The following is a 12,765-nucleotide window of genomic DNA, read 5'->3' as shown; positions in this document are numbered from 1 at the left end:
TGCTGCGGGAAGCCCTGGCCCGGTGCCTGCGCGGGGGCCTGCGGCTCGGCCTGCTGCGGGACCGGCGCGGGCGGCGGGGTCCAGGCGGCCGGTGCGGGCTGCTGGTGCTGCTGGTGCTGCTGAGGCGCCGGTGCCTCGGCAGCCGTCGCGTGCGGCTGCTGCGCGGGCCACTGCGCGGCCGACGCGGGCTGGTACGACGGCGGCAGCGGCGGCAAGCCCTGCGGCACGGGCGGGGGAGTCCAGGCGGGCGGCGCGTCCTGCGGCGCCTCGGCGGGGACGGCGTCCTGGGGCTCGGAGTGCGGCTCATCGGCCGGTTCCGGGGTGTCGGCCACGTCTGCCGTGTTCGCCACGTGCGCCGTGTCCACCGGTTCGGCGGGGGACTGGACGGGCTCGGCGACCGGGGTGGCGCCGGCAGGGGGCGCGACGGAATCCGACCCGTCGGCCTGCGGTCCGCCGGAATCCGACCCGTGGGGCTGCGGTCCGGCGGAGCCCGTCTCATCGGCTGGCGACGTCTCCGCCGACTCCTCCTCCGCCGTCCCCGGCGACTCCTCGGCCGTCGGCTCGGACGCCGATGCTTCGACCGACGGCTGCGCGTGTTCCGGTCCGTCGCCCTCGTCGTGCTGGGCCTTCTCCCCGGCGAGGGGCTCCGCGTCCGGCGCGGCCCCGGCGTCGGCTGGCCCGTTGTCCGTGACGGCGTCCTCGGACCCGGCGGTCTCCGCGTCGGGCCCGGCCGCTTCACCGTGCGCCGCGCCCTCGGGCTCGGGCTCGGCGACGGGCTCGTCCTCGACCGAGGCGCCGTTCCCGGTGTCCGCAGCGACGGCGGAGTCGTCGGTCGCGTCACCGGTCGCCGCGTCCTTCGTCGCGCTGTCGTCCGATTCCCCGGCCCGTTCGGCGATCTGCCGCTTCAGGGCGAACGGGGAGAACTGCATGGTGGCGCCGCTCTCCAGATCCCCGTTGCCGGGTTCACCGCTGCCGGACGCGTCCGTGGAGACGGACGACGCGGACGAGGCAGACGACGCGGAGGACACCGAGGGCCCGTTGCCCGCGGACGGCACGGACGGCGTGGTGGACGCGGGCGGTGCGGTCTCGAAGTCGCCCGAGGCCGAGGGGGCGGGCGGGGCGCCCTGCGGCTCGAACCCGCTGCCCACCGGCAGCCTCGGCACCGAACCCGGCGCCCCGGCGGCGGACGGCGTGCGCGGCGTCGTCGGCCCGGCGTCCGGCGGGGTGAAGGGCGCGACCGGCGGCGAGGGAGGAGCGAACGGCTGACCGGGCACGGGCGGCGCGAAGGGCGCACCCGGACCCGGGGCGGGAGCCTGCGGCGTCTGCGGACGCTGGGGAGTCAGCGGCGCCTGCGCCTCGTGCGACTGCCGCGGAAGCGAATGGGCCGGAGGGGTCAACCCCGGCAAGGACAGCGGCAGTTCACCGGGAGACACCCCGGCACCCGCACCCGGACCGAACCCGGCCTGCTGCCCTGACGCAGGCCCTTGACCCGAACCGGGACCCTGAGTGGAACCGGCCCCTTGACCCGAACCCGGCCCCTGACCCTGCGCTGGCCCCTGGCCCTGTCCAGGCCCCTGGCCGCTCGCGCCCCGGCCCCCGGTGCCCGCGCCCGCCCCGGATCCGCTCCCCGACGCGTTCTGCGTGTACCAAGCCGGCGGCGCGTAGTCGATGGTGAACTCGCCCGTCGTCTCGATGGCGGACTCCGCGTCGGGCTGGTCGTCGCCGGGTGTGGCCCAGCCCCCGCGGTTCCCGTCCCGATCGCTGCTCACAGTTCCTCCTGAAGTGGTCGCGCACCCGCTGACCGTGCCGGGGCGACCGACGCTCGTCGTCCGTCGTCCTTCGAGGTCGCCGATCCACCGGCTCTCCCCCTGGAACTCCGCCGCCCGGTCCACGGGTTCCGGCGACGCGCCCTCTCCCAGCCTAATCATCACAACCCCCGCCCCGGCAGGCCCGTCCGCCTCCGGACACCTCCCCGTCGCCCGACAACCTGCCCATAAGTGACGTACACAGTGCGCGTATCGGTGAACAAACCGGTCGCGCTCCATGAACGTGCCGAATAGACGGTGAAAACGGAACGACCTGCCCCACCTCGAACACCCGTGCACGGCCCGCGTGTTGACGGGGTGCGCGCCAGGAGCCGCGCCGACGCGAAAGGGCGGCACGCACGCGTGCCGCCCCTTGGATTCCGCCGTCCGATCCGGTCGTCAGGTCCGGTCGCCCGACCCGATCGCCCGACCCGATCGCCCGACCCGGTCGTCCGGTCCCGGCGTCCGGTCCGATCGCCTGACCCGGTCGCGCCCGGCCCTCCGGTCAGACCGCCCGACCCTCCGACCCTCCGGCCCGTCGTGCTACTCCGCCGAAAGACCCCCGTTGCGTACCGTCGGCTCCAGGTCGAACTCGCCGTCCCGCGCGCCGAGCACGAACGCCCGCCACTCCGCCTCCGTGTACCGCAGGACGGTGTCCGGGTCGAGGGAGGACCGCATGGCGACGGCGCCCTCGGGAAGCCGCGCGATCTCGACCCGCTCCTCGTGCTCCTCCGTACCGGGCGCGCTCTCCCACGTCACATCGGAGATGTCGAGGGCGTAGAGCTCGTCCCGTTCCCGCTCTTTGCGTGCTTTGATCTGCTCGTCCGTCTCCGCCATGGCGCAGCGTCCCCTCTCCCTGTGTGATGAACGGTGTACGAACCGTCGCGATCCTCACCCTAGTGGCCGAACCCCCGCCACCTGGGGTGTTCGGAAACCCGGCGGTAGGCGCCCGTGCGCGGCTGGTACCCTGGACGACGGCCGTCTCTGTACGGACCTCCGCCTCCGAGTCACGGAAGCTTCCCCGAGATGCAGACCGGGGGCACTCGGCGGCACCCACATCATGAGGAGTACGCGTTGTCGCTCGACGCCGCCGTCAAGAAGCAGATCATCTCCGAGTTCGGCACCAAGGACGGTGACACCGGCTCCCCCGAGGTCCAGGTCGCGCTGCTGTCCCGTCGCATCACCGACCTCACGGGTCACCTCAAGACCCACAAGCACGACCACCACTCGCGTCGTGGTCTGCTGATCCTCGTCGGTCAGCGTCGTCGCCTGCTCCAGTACCTGGCGAAGAAGGACATCCAGCGCTTCCGCGCGCTGGTCGACCGCCTGGGCATCCGCCGCGGTGCGGCGGGCGCCAAGTAAGACGCCGTGAGGGGAGCGGTCCCGGACAGACTCGGGGACCGCTCCCTTTGCCGTATGTGCGGAAACGTGCGGACTGTCACTCACGCTTTGTAGTGTGGTAGCAGACGCATACCGTACGAGACGTAACCAGACACAACGAGGCACAACAAAGGAGGAGCGCACCTCGCCGCCGCCGGTCCTCGGTAGTGGCCCCCGGGAGTACGGAAACCCCGGGAGCTTCGATCGAAGACCGGTCCGCACCAGACGCGCGCTTCTCCGGAACCGTCCCCCGCCACACGGGCGAGGAGGGACGAAAGACGACAAGTAACGGAGAAACCCATAGTGGAGAACGAGACCCACTACGCCGAGGCCGTCATCGACAACGGCACGTTCGGCACCCGCACCATCCGCTTCGAGACGGGCCGCCTGGCCAAGCAGGCCGCCGGTTCCGCCGTGGCGTACCTGGACGACGACACCATGGTGCTGTCGGCCACCACCGCGTCCAAGAACCCCAAGGACCAGCTCGACTTCTTCCCCCTCACGGTGGACGTCGAGGAGCGGATGTACGCCGCCGGCAAGATCCCCGGCAGCTTCTTCCGCCGTGAGGGCCGCCCCTCCGAGGACGCGATCCTCACCTGCCGCCTGATCGACCGCCCGCTGCGCCCGTCCTTCAAGAAGGGCCTGCGCAACGAGATCCAGGTCGTCGCGACGATCATGGCGCTCAACCCCGACCACCTGTACGACGTCGTGGCGATCAACGCCGCCTCCGCGTCCACCCAGCTCGCGGGCCTGCCCTTCTCCGGCCCGATCGGCGGCGTCCGCGTCGCGCTGATCCGCGGCCAGTGGGTCGCCTTCCCGACGCACACCGAGCTCGAGGACGCCGTCTTCGACATGGTCGTCGCGGGCCGCGCCCTGGAGGACGGCGACGTCGCGATCATGATGGTCGAGGCCGAGGCCACCGAGAAGACCATCCAGCTCGTCAAGGGCGGCGCCGAGGCTCCCACCGAGGAGATCGTCGCCTCCGGTCTGGACGCCGCGAAGCCCTTCATCAAGGTCCTCTGCAAGGCGCAGGCCGACCTCGCCGCCAAGGCCGCCAAGCCCACCGGCGAGTTCCCGGTCTTCCTCGACTACCAGGACGACGTCCTGGAGGCGCTCACCGCCGCCGTCAAGGGCGAGCTGTCGCAGGCCCTCACCATCCCGGGCAAGCAGGACCGCGAGGCCGAGCTGGACCGCGTCAAGGGTCTCGCCGCCGAGAAGCTGCTCCCGCAGTTCGAGGGCCGCGAGAAGGAGATCTCCGCCGCGTACCGCTCGCTGACCAAGTCCCTGGTCCGTGAGCGCGTCATCAAGGACAAGGTCCGCATCGACGGCCGCGGCGTCACGGACATCCGTACGCTCGCCGCCGAGGTCGAGGCCATCCCGCGCGTGCACGGCTCGGCGCTGTTCGAGCGTGGCGAGACCCAGATCCTGGGCGTCACCACCCTCAACATGCTCCGCATGGAGCAGCAGCTGGACACCCTCTCCCCGGTGACCCGCAAGCGGTACATGCACAACTACAACTTCCCGCCGTACTCCGTCGGCGAGACCGGCCGCGTCGGCTCCCCGAAGCGCCGCGAGATCGGCCACGGCGCCCTCGCCGAGCGCGCCATCGTGCCGGTCCTGCCGACCCGCGAGGAGTTCCCCTACGCGATCCGCCAGGTCTCCGAGGCCCTCGGCTCCAACGGCTCGACGTCCATGGGCTCGGTCTGCGCCTCCACCATGTCGCTGCTCAACGCCGGTGTGCCCCTCAAGGCCCCGGTCGCCGGCATCGCCATGGGCCTGATCTCCCAGGAGATCAACGGCGAGACGCACTACGTCGCCCTCACCGACATCCTCGGTGCGGAGGACGCCTTCGGCGACATGGACTTCAAGGTCGCCGGCACCAAGGAGTTCGTGACCGCGCTCCAGCTCGACACCAAGCTCGACGGCATCCCGGCCTCCGTCCTGGCCGCCGCCCTCAAGCAGGCCAGGGACGCCCGCCTCCACATCCTCGACGTGATGATGGAAGCGATCGACACCCCGGACGAGATGTCCCCCAACGCCCCGCGGATCATCACCGTCAAGATCCCCGTGGACAAGATCGGCGAGGTCATCGGCCCCAAGGGCAAGATGATCAACCAGATCCAGGAGGACACCGGCGCCGACATCACGATCGAGGACGACGGCACCATCTACATCGGTGCCGCCCAGGGTTCGCAGGCCGAGGCCGCGCGCGCCACGATCAACTCGATCGCCAACCCGACCATGCCGGAGGTCGGCGAGCGCTACCTGGGCACCGTCGTGAAGACGACGACGTTCGGCGCGTTCGTGTCGCTGCTCCCGGGCAAGGACGGACTGCTGCACATCTCGCAGATCCGTAAGCTCGCCGGTGGCAAGCGCGTGGAGAACGTCGAGGACGTCCTGGCCGTGGGCTCCAAGGTCCAGGTCGAGATCGCCGAGATCGACTCCCGTGGCAAGCTCTCCCTGATCCCCGTGATCGAGGGCGAAGGCGACGACGACAAGAAGGACGACACCGACAAGTGACGTCGAGCAGCTCCACGGCGACGGCCCGCACCTCCTCGGAGGCGCGGGCCGTCGCCCGTACCCAAACCCTGGTCAAGGGCGCGAACGGCATCGGCACGGTCCGTAAGACCACCCTCCCCGGCGGCCTGCGCATCGTCACCGAGACGCTGCCCTCGGTCCGCTCGGCGACCTTCGGCATCTGGGCGCACGTCGGCTCCCGCGACGAGACGCCCTCGCTGAACGGCGCCACCCACTACCTGGAGCACCTCCTCTTCAAGGGCACCGGCCGGCGCAGCGCCCTCGACATCTCCTCCGCGATCGACGCCGTCGGCGGTGAGATGAACGCCTTCACGGCGAAGGAGTACACGTGCTACTACGCGCGCGTGCTCGACACCGACCTGCCGCTCGCCATCGACGTCGTCTGCGACATGCTGACCGGCTCCCTGATCCGCGAGGAGGACGTCGACGTCGAACGCGGCGCCATCCTCGAAGAGATCGCCATGACCGAGGACGACCCGGGCGACTGCGTGCACGACCTGTTCGCCCACACCATGTTCGGCGACAACCCCCTGGGCCGCCCGGTCCTCGGCACCGTCGACACGGTCAACGCCCTCACCGCCGACCGCATCCGCCGCTTCTACAAGAAGCACTACGACCCCACCCACCTGGTGGTCGCCGCGGCCGGGAACGTCGACCACAACAAGGTCGTGCGCCAGGTCAGGGCCGCATTCGAGAAGGCCGGCGCGTTCCGCACCCCCGAGGCCGTCCCGCTCGCGCCCCGCGAGGGCCGCCGCACCCTGCGCGCCACCGGCCGCGTCGAACTGCTCGGCCGCAAGACCGAACAGGCCCACGTCGTCCTCGGCATGCCAGGACTCGCCCGCACCGACGAACGGCGCTGGGCCCTCGGCGTCCTCAACACCGCCCTCGGCGGCGGCATGTCCTCCCGCCTCTTCCAGGAAGTCAGGGAGAAGCGCGGGCTGGCCTACAGCGTCTACTCGTACACCTCGGGCTTCGCCGACTGCGGACTCTTCGGGGTCTACGCGGGCTGCCGCCCCAGCCAGGTGCACGACGTGCTGAAGATCTGCCGGGACGAACTGGACCAGGTCGCCGAACACGGCCTCTCCGACGACGAGATCGATCGCGCCGTCGGCCAGTTGCGCGGCTCCACGGTCCTCGGCCTGGAGGACACCGGCGCGCTGATGAACCGTATCGGCAAGAGCGAGCTGTGCTGGGGGGAGCAGATGTCGGTCGACGACATGCTGACCCGCATCGCCGCCGTCACCCCCGACGACGTGCGCGCCGTCGCCCGGGACGTCCTCGGGCAGCGCCCCTCGCTGTCGGTCATCGGCCCGCTCAAGGACAAGCAGGCGGCGCGCCTCCACGTCGTCGTCGCCTGACCGGCCCGGTCACCTCCCGCCTCGGTCCCACCCCCCTGTCTCCGGTGAAGGAAAAGAACAAGATGAGCAAGCTGCGCGTGGCCGTCCTCGGTGCCAGGGGCCGGATCGGTTCGGAGGCGGTCCGGGCCGTCGAGGCCGCCGAGGACCTGGAGCTGGTCGCCGCCCTCGGCCGGGACGACGACCTGGAGGCGCTCACCGCCTCCGGCGCCCAGGTCGCGGTCGAGCTGACCACCCCCGACTCGGTGATGGACAACCTCGACTTCTGCCTCCGGCACGGCATCCACGCCGTCGTCGGCACCACCGGCTGGACCGACGAACGCCTCACCCGGCTCAAGGCCCTGCTCGCCGACTCACCGGAGACCGGCGTGCTGATCGCGCCGAACTTCTCCATCGGCGCCGTCCTCACCATGAAGTTCGCTCAGCTGGCCGCACCCTGGTTCGAGTCCGTCGAGGTCATCGAGCTGCACCACCCCAACAAGGTGGACGCCCCCAGCGGCACCGCCACCCGCACCGCCCAGCTCATCGCCGAGGCCCGCGCGCGGGCGGGCTCCGCCCCCGCCCCGGACGCCACGACGACCGCCCTGGACGGCGCCCGCGGCGCCGACGTCGACGGGGTACCGGTGCACGCCGTGCGGCTGCGCGGTCTGCTGGCCCACCAGGAGGTGCTGCTCGGAGGCGAGGGCGAGACGCTCACCCTCCGGCACGACTCGCTGCACCACAGCAGCTTCATGCCGGGCATCCTGCTGGGCACGCGCCGCGTCGTCACCACTCCGGGCCTGACCTTCGGCCTGGAGAACTTCCTCGACCTGAGCTGAGGCACCCCCTCCGATGCGCGCGAAGATCACCTACGCCGTCACGGCCGCCGTCCTCGTCTTCTACTTCGTCCTGGTCGGCAGCCGCGGCGTCATGCTCATCCAGTCCGGCACGCTCGTCACCGTCACCTTCGGGGTCGCGGTGCTGATCCTGCCGGTCATCGGCGTGTGGTTCCTGTGGAAGAACACCCAGTTCGTCCGCAGGGCCAACGCCCTCGCCTCCGAACTCGACGCCGAGGGCGGCCTGCCCGTCGACGAGCTGAAGCGCACCCCCGGCGGCCGGATCGACCGCGACTCGGCGGACGAGGTGTTCGCCCGCCGCAAGGCCGAGACGGAGGACGCCCCCGACGACTGGCGCAGCTGGTTCCGGCTCGCCGTCGCCTACCACGACGCCCGTGACACCCCGCGGGCCCGCAAGGCGATGCAGCGGGCGATCACCCTGCACCGCTCGACGCCGGCCCACCCCACCCGCTGAGACCCCTCGCCGGGAACCACGTCCGAGGACCGTCCGACGACGCGAATCCGAAGGCCGTAGGGCGACGCGAATCCAAGGACTGTCCGACGACGCGAATCCGAAGGCCGTCCGGCGACAAGAATCCGGGGGCCGTCCGGCGACATGAAGAGGCCCGGTCCGCATCTCGCGCCGACCGGGCCTCTTCATGCCGTCAGACGGTGCGGTTCTCCGCGGCCCAGGCCTCGATGGTGTCGGCGGCCCGGTCGAAGGCGGGCGAGCGGCCGAGGAAGTCGGCGTTGTGCGTGGTCATCAGGGGGGCGCCATCCCGTGCGGCACGCTCCTTGAGGACGAGCGTCAGGGCCTGGCCCTGGACCGTCCGCGGCAGCCCGAGCCAGCGCACCGGCTGCTGCACCGTCCGCACCGTGACGACCCGGTCCCAGGCCGTCGTCCGGGTCGCGAGGAAGCCCACGTGCCTGAGCCCCCGCGGGCTCACCCACACGCCGACACGCAGCATCCGCAGGGCGGTCGCGATGGCGAGCGTAGCGAGGACGAGGCAGACGACGGCCTCGGTGGGCGCCGCCGTGAACGCGATGATGACACCGGCGAAGAGGACGAACGACGCGAGCAGCAGCAACAGCGCCGCCAGGCCCACCCGCCACGGACCGGGTCGGTAGGGGCGCCGCCAGCGATCGCGGTCGGCGAAGGGCAGCGCGACGTCGTCGGCTGCCTCGAAGGCGCGGTCGGCCGTCAGGAAGGGCAGGGGCACGGCTGATCCTCACTGAATCCATGCATGGGCTGTGCCCGGTGAGGCTATCCGCCTGTGTTCCCGCTCACCACCCAGGGGGGCCGGATGGAGTCAGCGCGGTCCGGAGGCCCGGTCAGTGACCGTCCGACGCCTGCGACTGCTGGGTCTGGGTGGCCGGACTGTCCTGCGACAGCGCGGGCATCGCCAGGATCACGGAGCCCACGAGCCCCGCGACGATCGTGGCCCCCAGCAGCAGGCGCCCGGCTATCTGGCCGAGGGACGCGCGCTCCCTGGGCGGGGGAGCGACATTGCTGCGGAAGCTGTCGTCTTCGGCGAGGAAGGCGAACGGTACGGGCTCGCGCCGACGGAACATCGAGGCGTCTCCTCTCGGGGTGTGCGACGGGTGATCGAAACAGTGACCGTCACCAGGACAGACGAGCGGAGATGCCGAAAGGTGCCCGGATTCCCCTAATCGGCAGAACTTTCCGCGTTGCCGCCGTTCGCCCTCCTGTGCGCCCGCCCGCCACTCCCACGGCGTGTCGGGGCACACATGTACGGGACGGCGCCGAGAGGTGTCCGTATTGCGGCATTTAGAGAAGTTCATCTAGCCTGATCAAAGGGACCCGGTACTGCTTGAACCCCCGAGCAGGCAGTACCGGGCTCCACCTTTGTCCTGACTTGCCCGCACCCCAAGGGCAGACCCCGCATTGAGCAGCGAGTAGCGTGTCACCCATGGCTCCGACCTCCACTCCGCAGACCCCCTTCGGGCGGGTCCTCACCGCCATGGTCACGCCCTTCACGGCGGACGGCGCACTCGACCTCGACGGCGCGCAGCGGCTCGCCGCCCACCTGGTGGACGCAGGCAACGACGGCCTGGTGATCAACGGCACCACCGGCGAGTCACCCACCACCAGCGACGCGGAGAAAAGGGATCTGGTCCGGGCCGTTCTGGAGGCGGTCGGCGACCGCGCCCACATCGTCGCGGGCGTCGGCACCAACAGCACCCACCACAGCGTCGAGCTGGCCCGCGCCGCCGAGGAAGCGGGCGTGCACGGCCTCCTCGTCGTCACGCCGTACTACAACAAGCCCCCGCAGGACGGCCTGTACCGGCACTTCACGGCCATCGCCGACTCGTCCGGCCTGCCCGTCATGCTCTACGACATCCCCGGCCGCAGCGGTGTCCCCATCAACACGGAGACCCTCGTCCGCCTCGCGGAGCACCCGCGGATCGTCGCCAACAAGGACGCCAAGGGCGACCTCGGCCGCGCGAGCTGGGCCATCGCGCGCTCGGGCCTCGCCTGGTACTCGGGCGACGACATGCTGAACCTCCCCCTCCTCTCGGTCGGCGCGGTCGGCTTCGTGTCGGTCGTCGGCCATGTCGTCACCCCGGATCTGCGCGCCCTCGTCGACGCCTTCACCTCGGGCGACGTCCAGAAGGCCACCGAGATCCACCAGAAGCTGCTCCCGGTCTACACCGGCATGTTCCGCACCCAGGGCGTGATGACGGCCAAGGCCGCGCTCACCCTCCAGGGCCTGCCCGCGGGTCCGCTGCGCGCCCCCATGGTCGAATGCTCGCCCGAGGAGATCGCCCAGCTCAAGATCGATCTTGCGGCCGGCGGGGTACAGCTCTGACAACGGACTTCACAACTGAATAAGCAGGCCACCGATGCCTGCGTCCCACACAACTGCTCATGCACGAACGTCACGCGCGCCACGTGCCCATCGGTACGTGGCGTGTGTGGTGAGGAGAGTCTTTTGAGTCATCCGCATCCCGAGCTCGGCTCGCCCCCGCCGCTTCCGAAGGGCGGCCTCCGGGTCACCCCGCTCGGCGGCCTCGGCGAGATCGGCCGCAACATGACGGTCTTCGAGTACGGAGGCCGCCTGCTGATCGTCGACTGCGGAGTGCTCTTCCCCGAGGAGGAGCAGCCCGGAATCGACCTCATCCTGCCGGACTTCTCGTCCATCAGGGACCGCCTCGACGACATCGACGGCATCGTCCTGACCCATGGCCACGAGGACCACATCGGCGGCGTCCCCTTCCTCCTGCGCGAGAAGCCGGACATCCCGCTGATCGGCTCCAAGCTGACCCTCGCGCTCATCGAGGCGAAGCTCCAGGAGCACCGCATCCGCCCCTACACCCTCGAAGTGGTCGAGGGGAACCGGGAGCGGGTCGGCCCGTTCGACTGCGAGTTCATCGCCGTCAACCACTCCATCCCGGACGCCCTCGCGGTCGCCATCCGCACCCCGGCCGGCATGGTCGTGCACACCGGCGACTTCAAGATGGACCAGTTGCCGCTGGACCACCGCCTCACGGACCTGCACGCGTTCGCGCGGCTCAGCGAGGAGGGCATCGACCTGCTCCTCGCCGACTCCACGAACGCCGAGGTCCCCGGGTTCGTGCCGCCCGAGCGGGACATCTCCAACGTCCTGCGCCAGGTCTTCGGCAGCGCCCGCAAGCGGATCATCGTGGCGAGCTTCGCCAGCCACGTCCACCGCATCCAGCAGATCCTGGACGCGGCGCACGAATACGGCCGCCGGGTCGCGTTCGTCGGCCGCTCGATGGTCCGCAATATGGGCATCGCCCGCGACCTCGGCTACCTGAAGGTCCCACCGGGCCTGGTGGTCGACGTCAAGACCCTCGACGACCTGCCGGACCACGAGGTCGTGCTGGTCTGCACGGGCTCCCAGGGCGAACCGATGGCCGCGCTCTCCCGCATGGCCAACCGGGACCACCAGATCCGCATCGTCGACGGCGACACGGTGATCCTGGCGTCCTCCCTGATCCCGGGCAACGAGAACGCGGTCTACCGCGTGATCAACGGGCTCACCCGATGGGGCGCCAACGTCGTCCACAAGGGCAACGCCAAGGTGCACGTCTCCGGCCACGCCTCGGCGGGCGAGCTGCTGTACTTCTACAACATCTGCCGGCCGAAGAACCTGATGCCGGTCCACGGCGAATGGCGCCACCTGCGGGCCAACGCCGAACTGGGCGCCCTCACCGGCGTCCCGCACGACCGCATCGTCATCGCGGAGGACGGCGTCGTCGTCGACCTGGTCGAGGGCAAGGCGAAGATCTCCGGCAAGGTCCAGGCGGGATACGTCTACGTCGACGGCCTGTCGGTGGGCGACGTCCGTGAGCCCGCCCTGAAGGACCGCAAGATCCTCGGGGACGAGGGCATCATCTCGGTCTTCGTCGTCGTCGACTCGTCGACCGGCAAGATCACCGGTGGCCCGCACATCCAGGCCCGCGGTTCCGGCATCGACGACTCGGCCTTCGGCGACGTGATCCCGAGGATCGCGGAGGTCCTGGAACGCTCGGCCCAGGACGGCGTGGTCGAGCCCCACCAGCTCCAGCAGCTGATCCGCCGCACGCTCGGCAAGTGGGTCTCCGACCAGTACCGGCGCAGGCCGATGATCCTGCCGGTGGTCGTCGAGGTCTGACCTCGGCCCGCCGCTGGCGGCCTCAACTGCGAGCGGGGCTCCTCGATTTGCATCGAGGAGCCCCGCTCCAGTACGTTTACGGCTCCGCCAGACGGGAACCCGGAAGCTTCAGGCAACCGGAGCACGTTCCCGGAGGGGCCGGAAAATCCGACTCAGAACTTCTGATAAAGTCGGAACCGCCGGAAAGGGAAAGCGCGGAAGCGAAAACCCCGAAAGGCACCGAGGAAATCAG

General features: G+C 70.7%; 11 protein-coding genes and 2 pseudogenes. 8 read left to right on the top strand and 5 right to left on the bottom strand.

Features of this window, described 5'->3' with window-relative positions; genetic code table 11:
* A pseudogene (locus tag GA0115242_RS06955) lies at positions 1 to 929 on the bottom strand (hypothetical protein); the annotation flags it as partial.
* Between GA0115242_RS06955 and GA0115242_RS06950 the strand changes: the two are divergent.
* Positions 928 to 1,266: a hypothetical protein gene (locus GA0115242_RS06950; protein WP_093825607.1), complete on the top strand. Its 339-nt coding sequence runs from the start codon at positions 928 to 930 to the stop codon at positions 1,264 to 1,266. The pseudogene GA0115242_RS06955 and the gene GA0115242_RS06950 overlap by 2 nt on opposite strands.
* Before the next feature lie 374 nt (positions 1,267 to 1,640).
* Here the strand turns inward: GA0115242_RS06950 and GA0115242_RS42430 are convergent.
* Together GA0115242_RS42430 and GA0115242_RS06945 are read right to left on the bottom strand one after the other, a co-directional pair.
* Positions 1,641 to 1,928 (bottom strand): annotated as a pseudogene (locus GA0115242_RS42430) (SCO5717 family growth-regulating ATPase); the annotation flags it as partial.
* Between the two features lie 420 nt (positions 1,929 to 2,348).
* Positions 2,349 to 2,642 carry a DUF397 domain-containing protein gene (locus GA0115242_RS06945; RefSeq protein WP_093825605.1) on the bottom strand — a complete coding sequence of 98 codons (294 nt, stop codon included), beginning with the start codon at positions 2,640 to 2,642 and terminating at the stop codon, positions 2,349 to 2,351.
* A 237-nt stretch (positions 2,643 to 2,879) separates the two neighbouring features.
* Between GA0115242_RS06945 and rpsO the strand changes: the two genes are divergently transcribed.
* The 5 genes from rpsO to GA0115242_RS06920 all read left to right on the top strand — a co-directional run bounded on the left by rpsO (position 2,880) and on the right by GA0115242_RS06920 (position 8,368).
* Positions 2,880 to 3,167: a 30S ribosomal protein S15 gene (gene rpsO, locus GA0115242_RS06940; protein WP_093825603.1), complete on the top strand. Its 288-nt coding sequence runs from the start codon at positions 2,880 to 2,882 to the stop codon at positions 3,165 to 3,167.
* 321 nt (positions 3,168 to 3,488) lie between these two features.
* A complete protein-coding gene (locus GA0115242_RS06935) occupies positions 3,489 to 5,705 on the top strand; it encodes a polyribonucleotide nucleotidyltransferase (protein ID WP_093825601.1) in 2,217 nt (738 codons plus the stop codon).
* Positions 5,702 to 7,081, top strand: coding sequence for a M16 family metallopeptidase (locus GA0115242_RS06930; RefSeq protein WP_093825599.1), 1,380 nt, complete (start codon positions 5,702 to 5,704; stop codon positions 7,079 to 7,081). The genes GA0115242_RS06935 and GA0115242_RS06930 overlap by 4 nt, the downstream gene beginning before the upstream one ends.
* 62 nt (positions 7,082 to 7,143) lie before the next feature.
* On the top strand, positions 7,144 to 7,896 hold the full coding sequence (gene dapB, locus GA0115242_RS06925; protein ID WP_093825597.1) for a 4-hydroxy-tetrahydrodipicolinate reductase: 753 nt from the start codon (positions 7,144 to 7,146) through the stop codon (positions 7,894 to 7,896).
* A 13-nt stretch (positions 7,897 to 7,909) separates the two neighbouring features.
* The gene (locus GA0115242_RS06920) at positions 7,910 to 8,368 is read left to right on the top strand and encodes a hypothetical protein (RefSeq protein WP_093825595.1); all 459 of its coding nucleotides are present in this window, start codon (positions 7,910 to 7,912) and stop codon (positions 8,366 to 8,368) included.
* 190 nt (positions 8,369 to 8,558) lie between these two features.
* Here the strand turns inward: GA0115242_RS06920 and GA0115242_RS06915 are convergent, their stop codons facing one another.
* Both GA0115242_RS06915 and GA0115242_RS06910 read right to left on the bottom strand, forming a co-directional pair.
* Positions 8,559 to 9,113 carry a hypothetical protein gene (locus GA0115242_RS06915; protein WP_093825592.1) on the bottom strand — a complete coding sequence of 185 codons (555 nt, stop codon included), beginning with the start codon at positions 9,111 to 9,113 and terminating at the stop codon, positions 8,559 to 8,561.
* Between the two features lie 112 nt (positions 9,114 to 9,225).
* Complete coding sequence (locus tag GA0115242_RS06910) at positions 9,226 to 9,465, bottom strand: hypothetical protein (RefSeq protein WP_093825589.1); 240 nt, start codon at positions 9,463 to 9,465, stop codon at positions 9,226 to 9,228.
* 359 nt (positions 9,466 to 9,824) lie between these two features.
* On the opposite strand from GA0115242_RS06910, the gene dapA reads away from it, so the two are divergent.
* Together dapA and GA0115242_RS06900 are read left to right on the top strand one after the other, a co-directional pair.
* Positions 9,825 to 10,724, top strand: a complete 900-nt coding sequence (gene dapA, locus GA0115242_RS06905; RefSeq protein WP_093825586.1) for a 4-hydroxy-tetrahydrodipicolinate synthase — start codon at positions 9,825 to 9,827, stop codon at positions 10,722 to 10,724.
* Between the two features lie 123 nt (positions 10,725 to 10,847).
* Positions 10,848 to 12,533: a ribonuclease J gene (locus GA0115242_RS06900; RefSeq protein WP_093825584.1), complete on the top strand. Its 1,686-nt coding sequence runs from the start codon at positions 10,848 to 10,850 to the stop codon at positions 12,531 to 12,533.
* The last annotated feature ends 232 nt before the right edge of the window (positions 12,534 to 12,765 follow it).

Origin of the sequence: Streptomyces sp. SolWspMP-5a-2 (assembly GCF_900091845.1) — a bacterium.
In the GTDB taxonomy this organism is placed as follows: domain Bacteria; phylum Actinomycetota; class Actinomycetes; order Streptomycetales; family Streptomycetaceae; genus Streptomyces; species Streptomyces doudnae.
The sequence above is the reverse complement of the archived record's forward strand: the minus strand, read 5'-3'. Positions and strand labels throughout refer to the sequence as shown.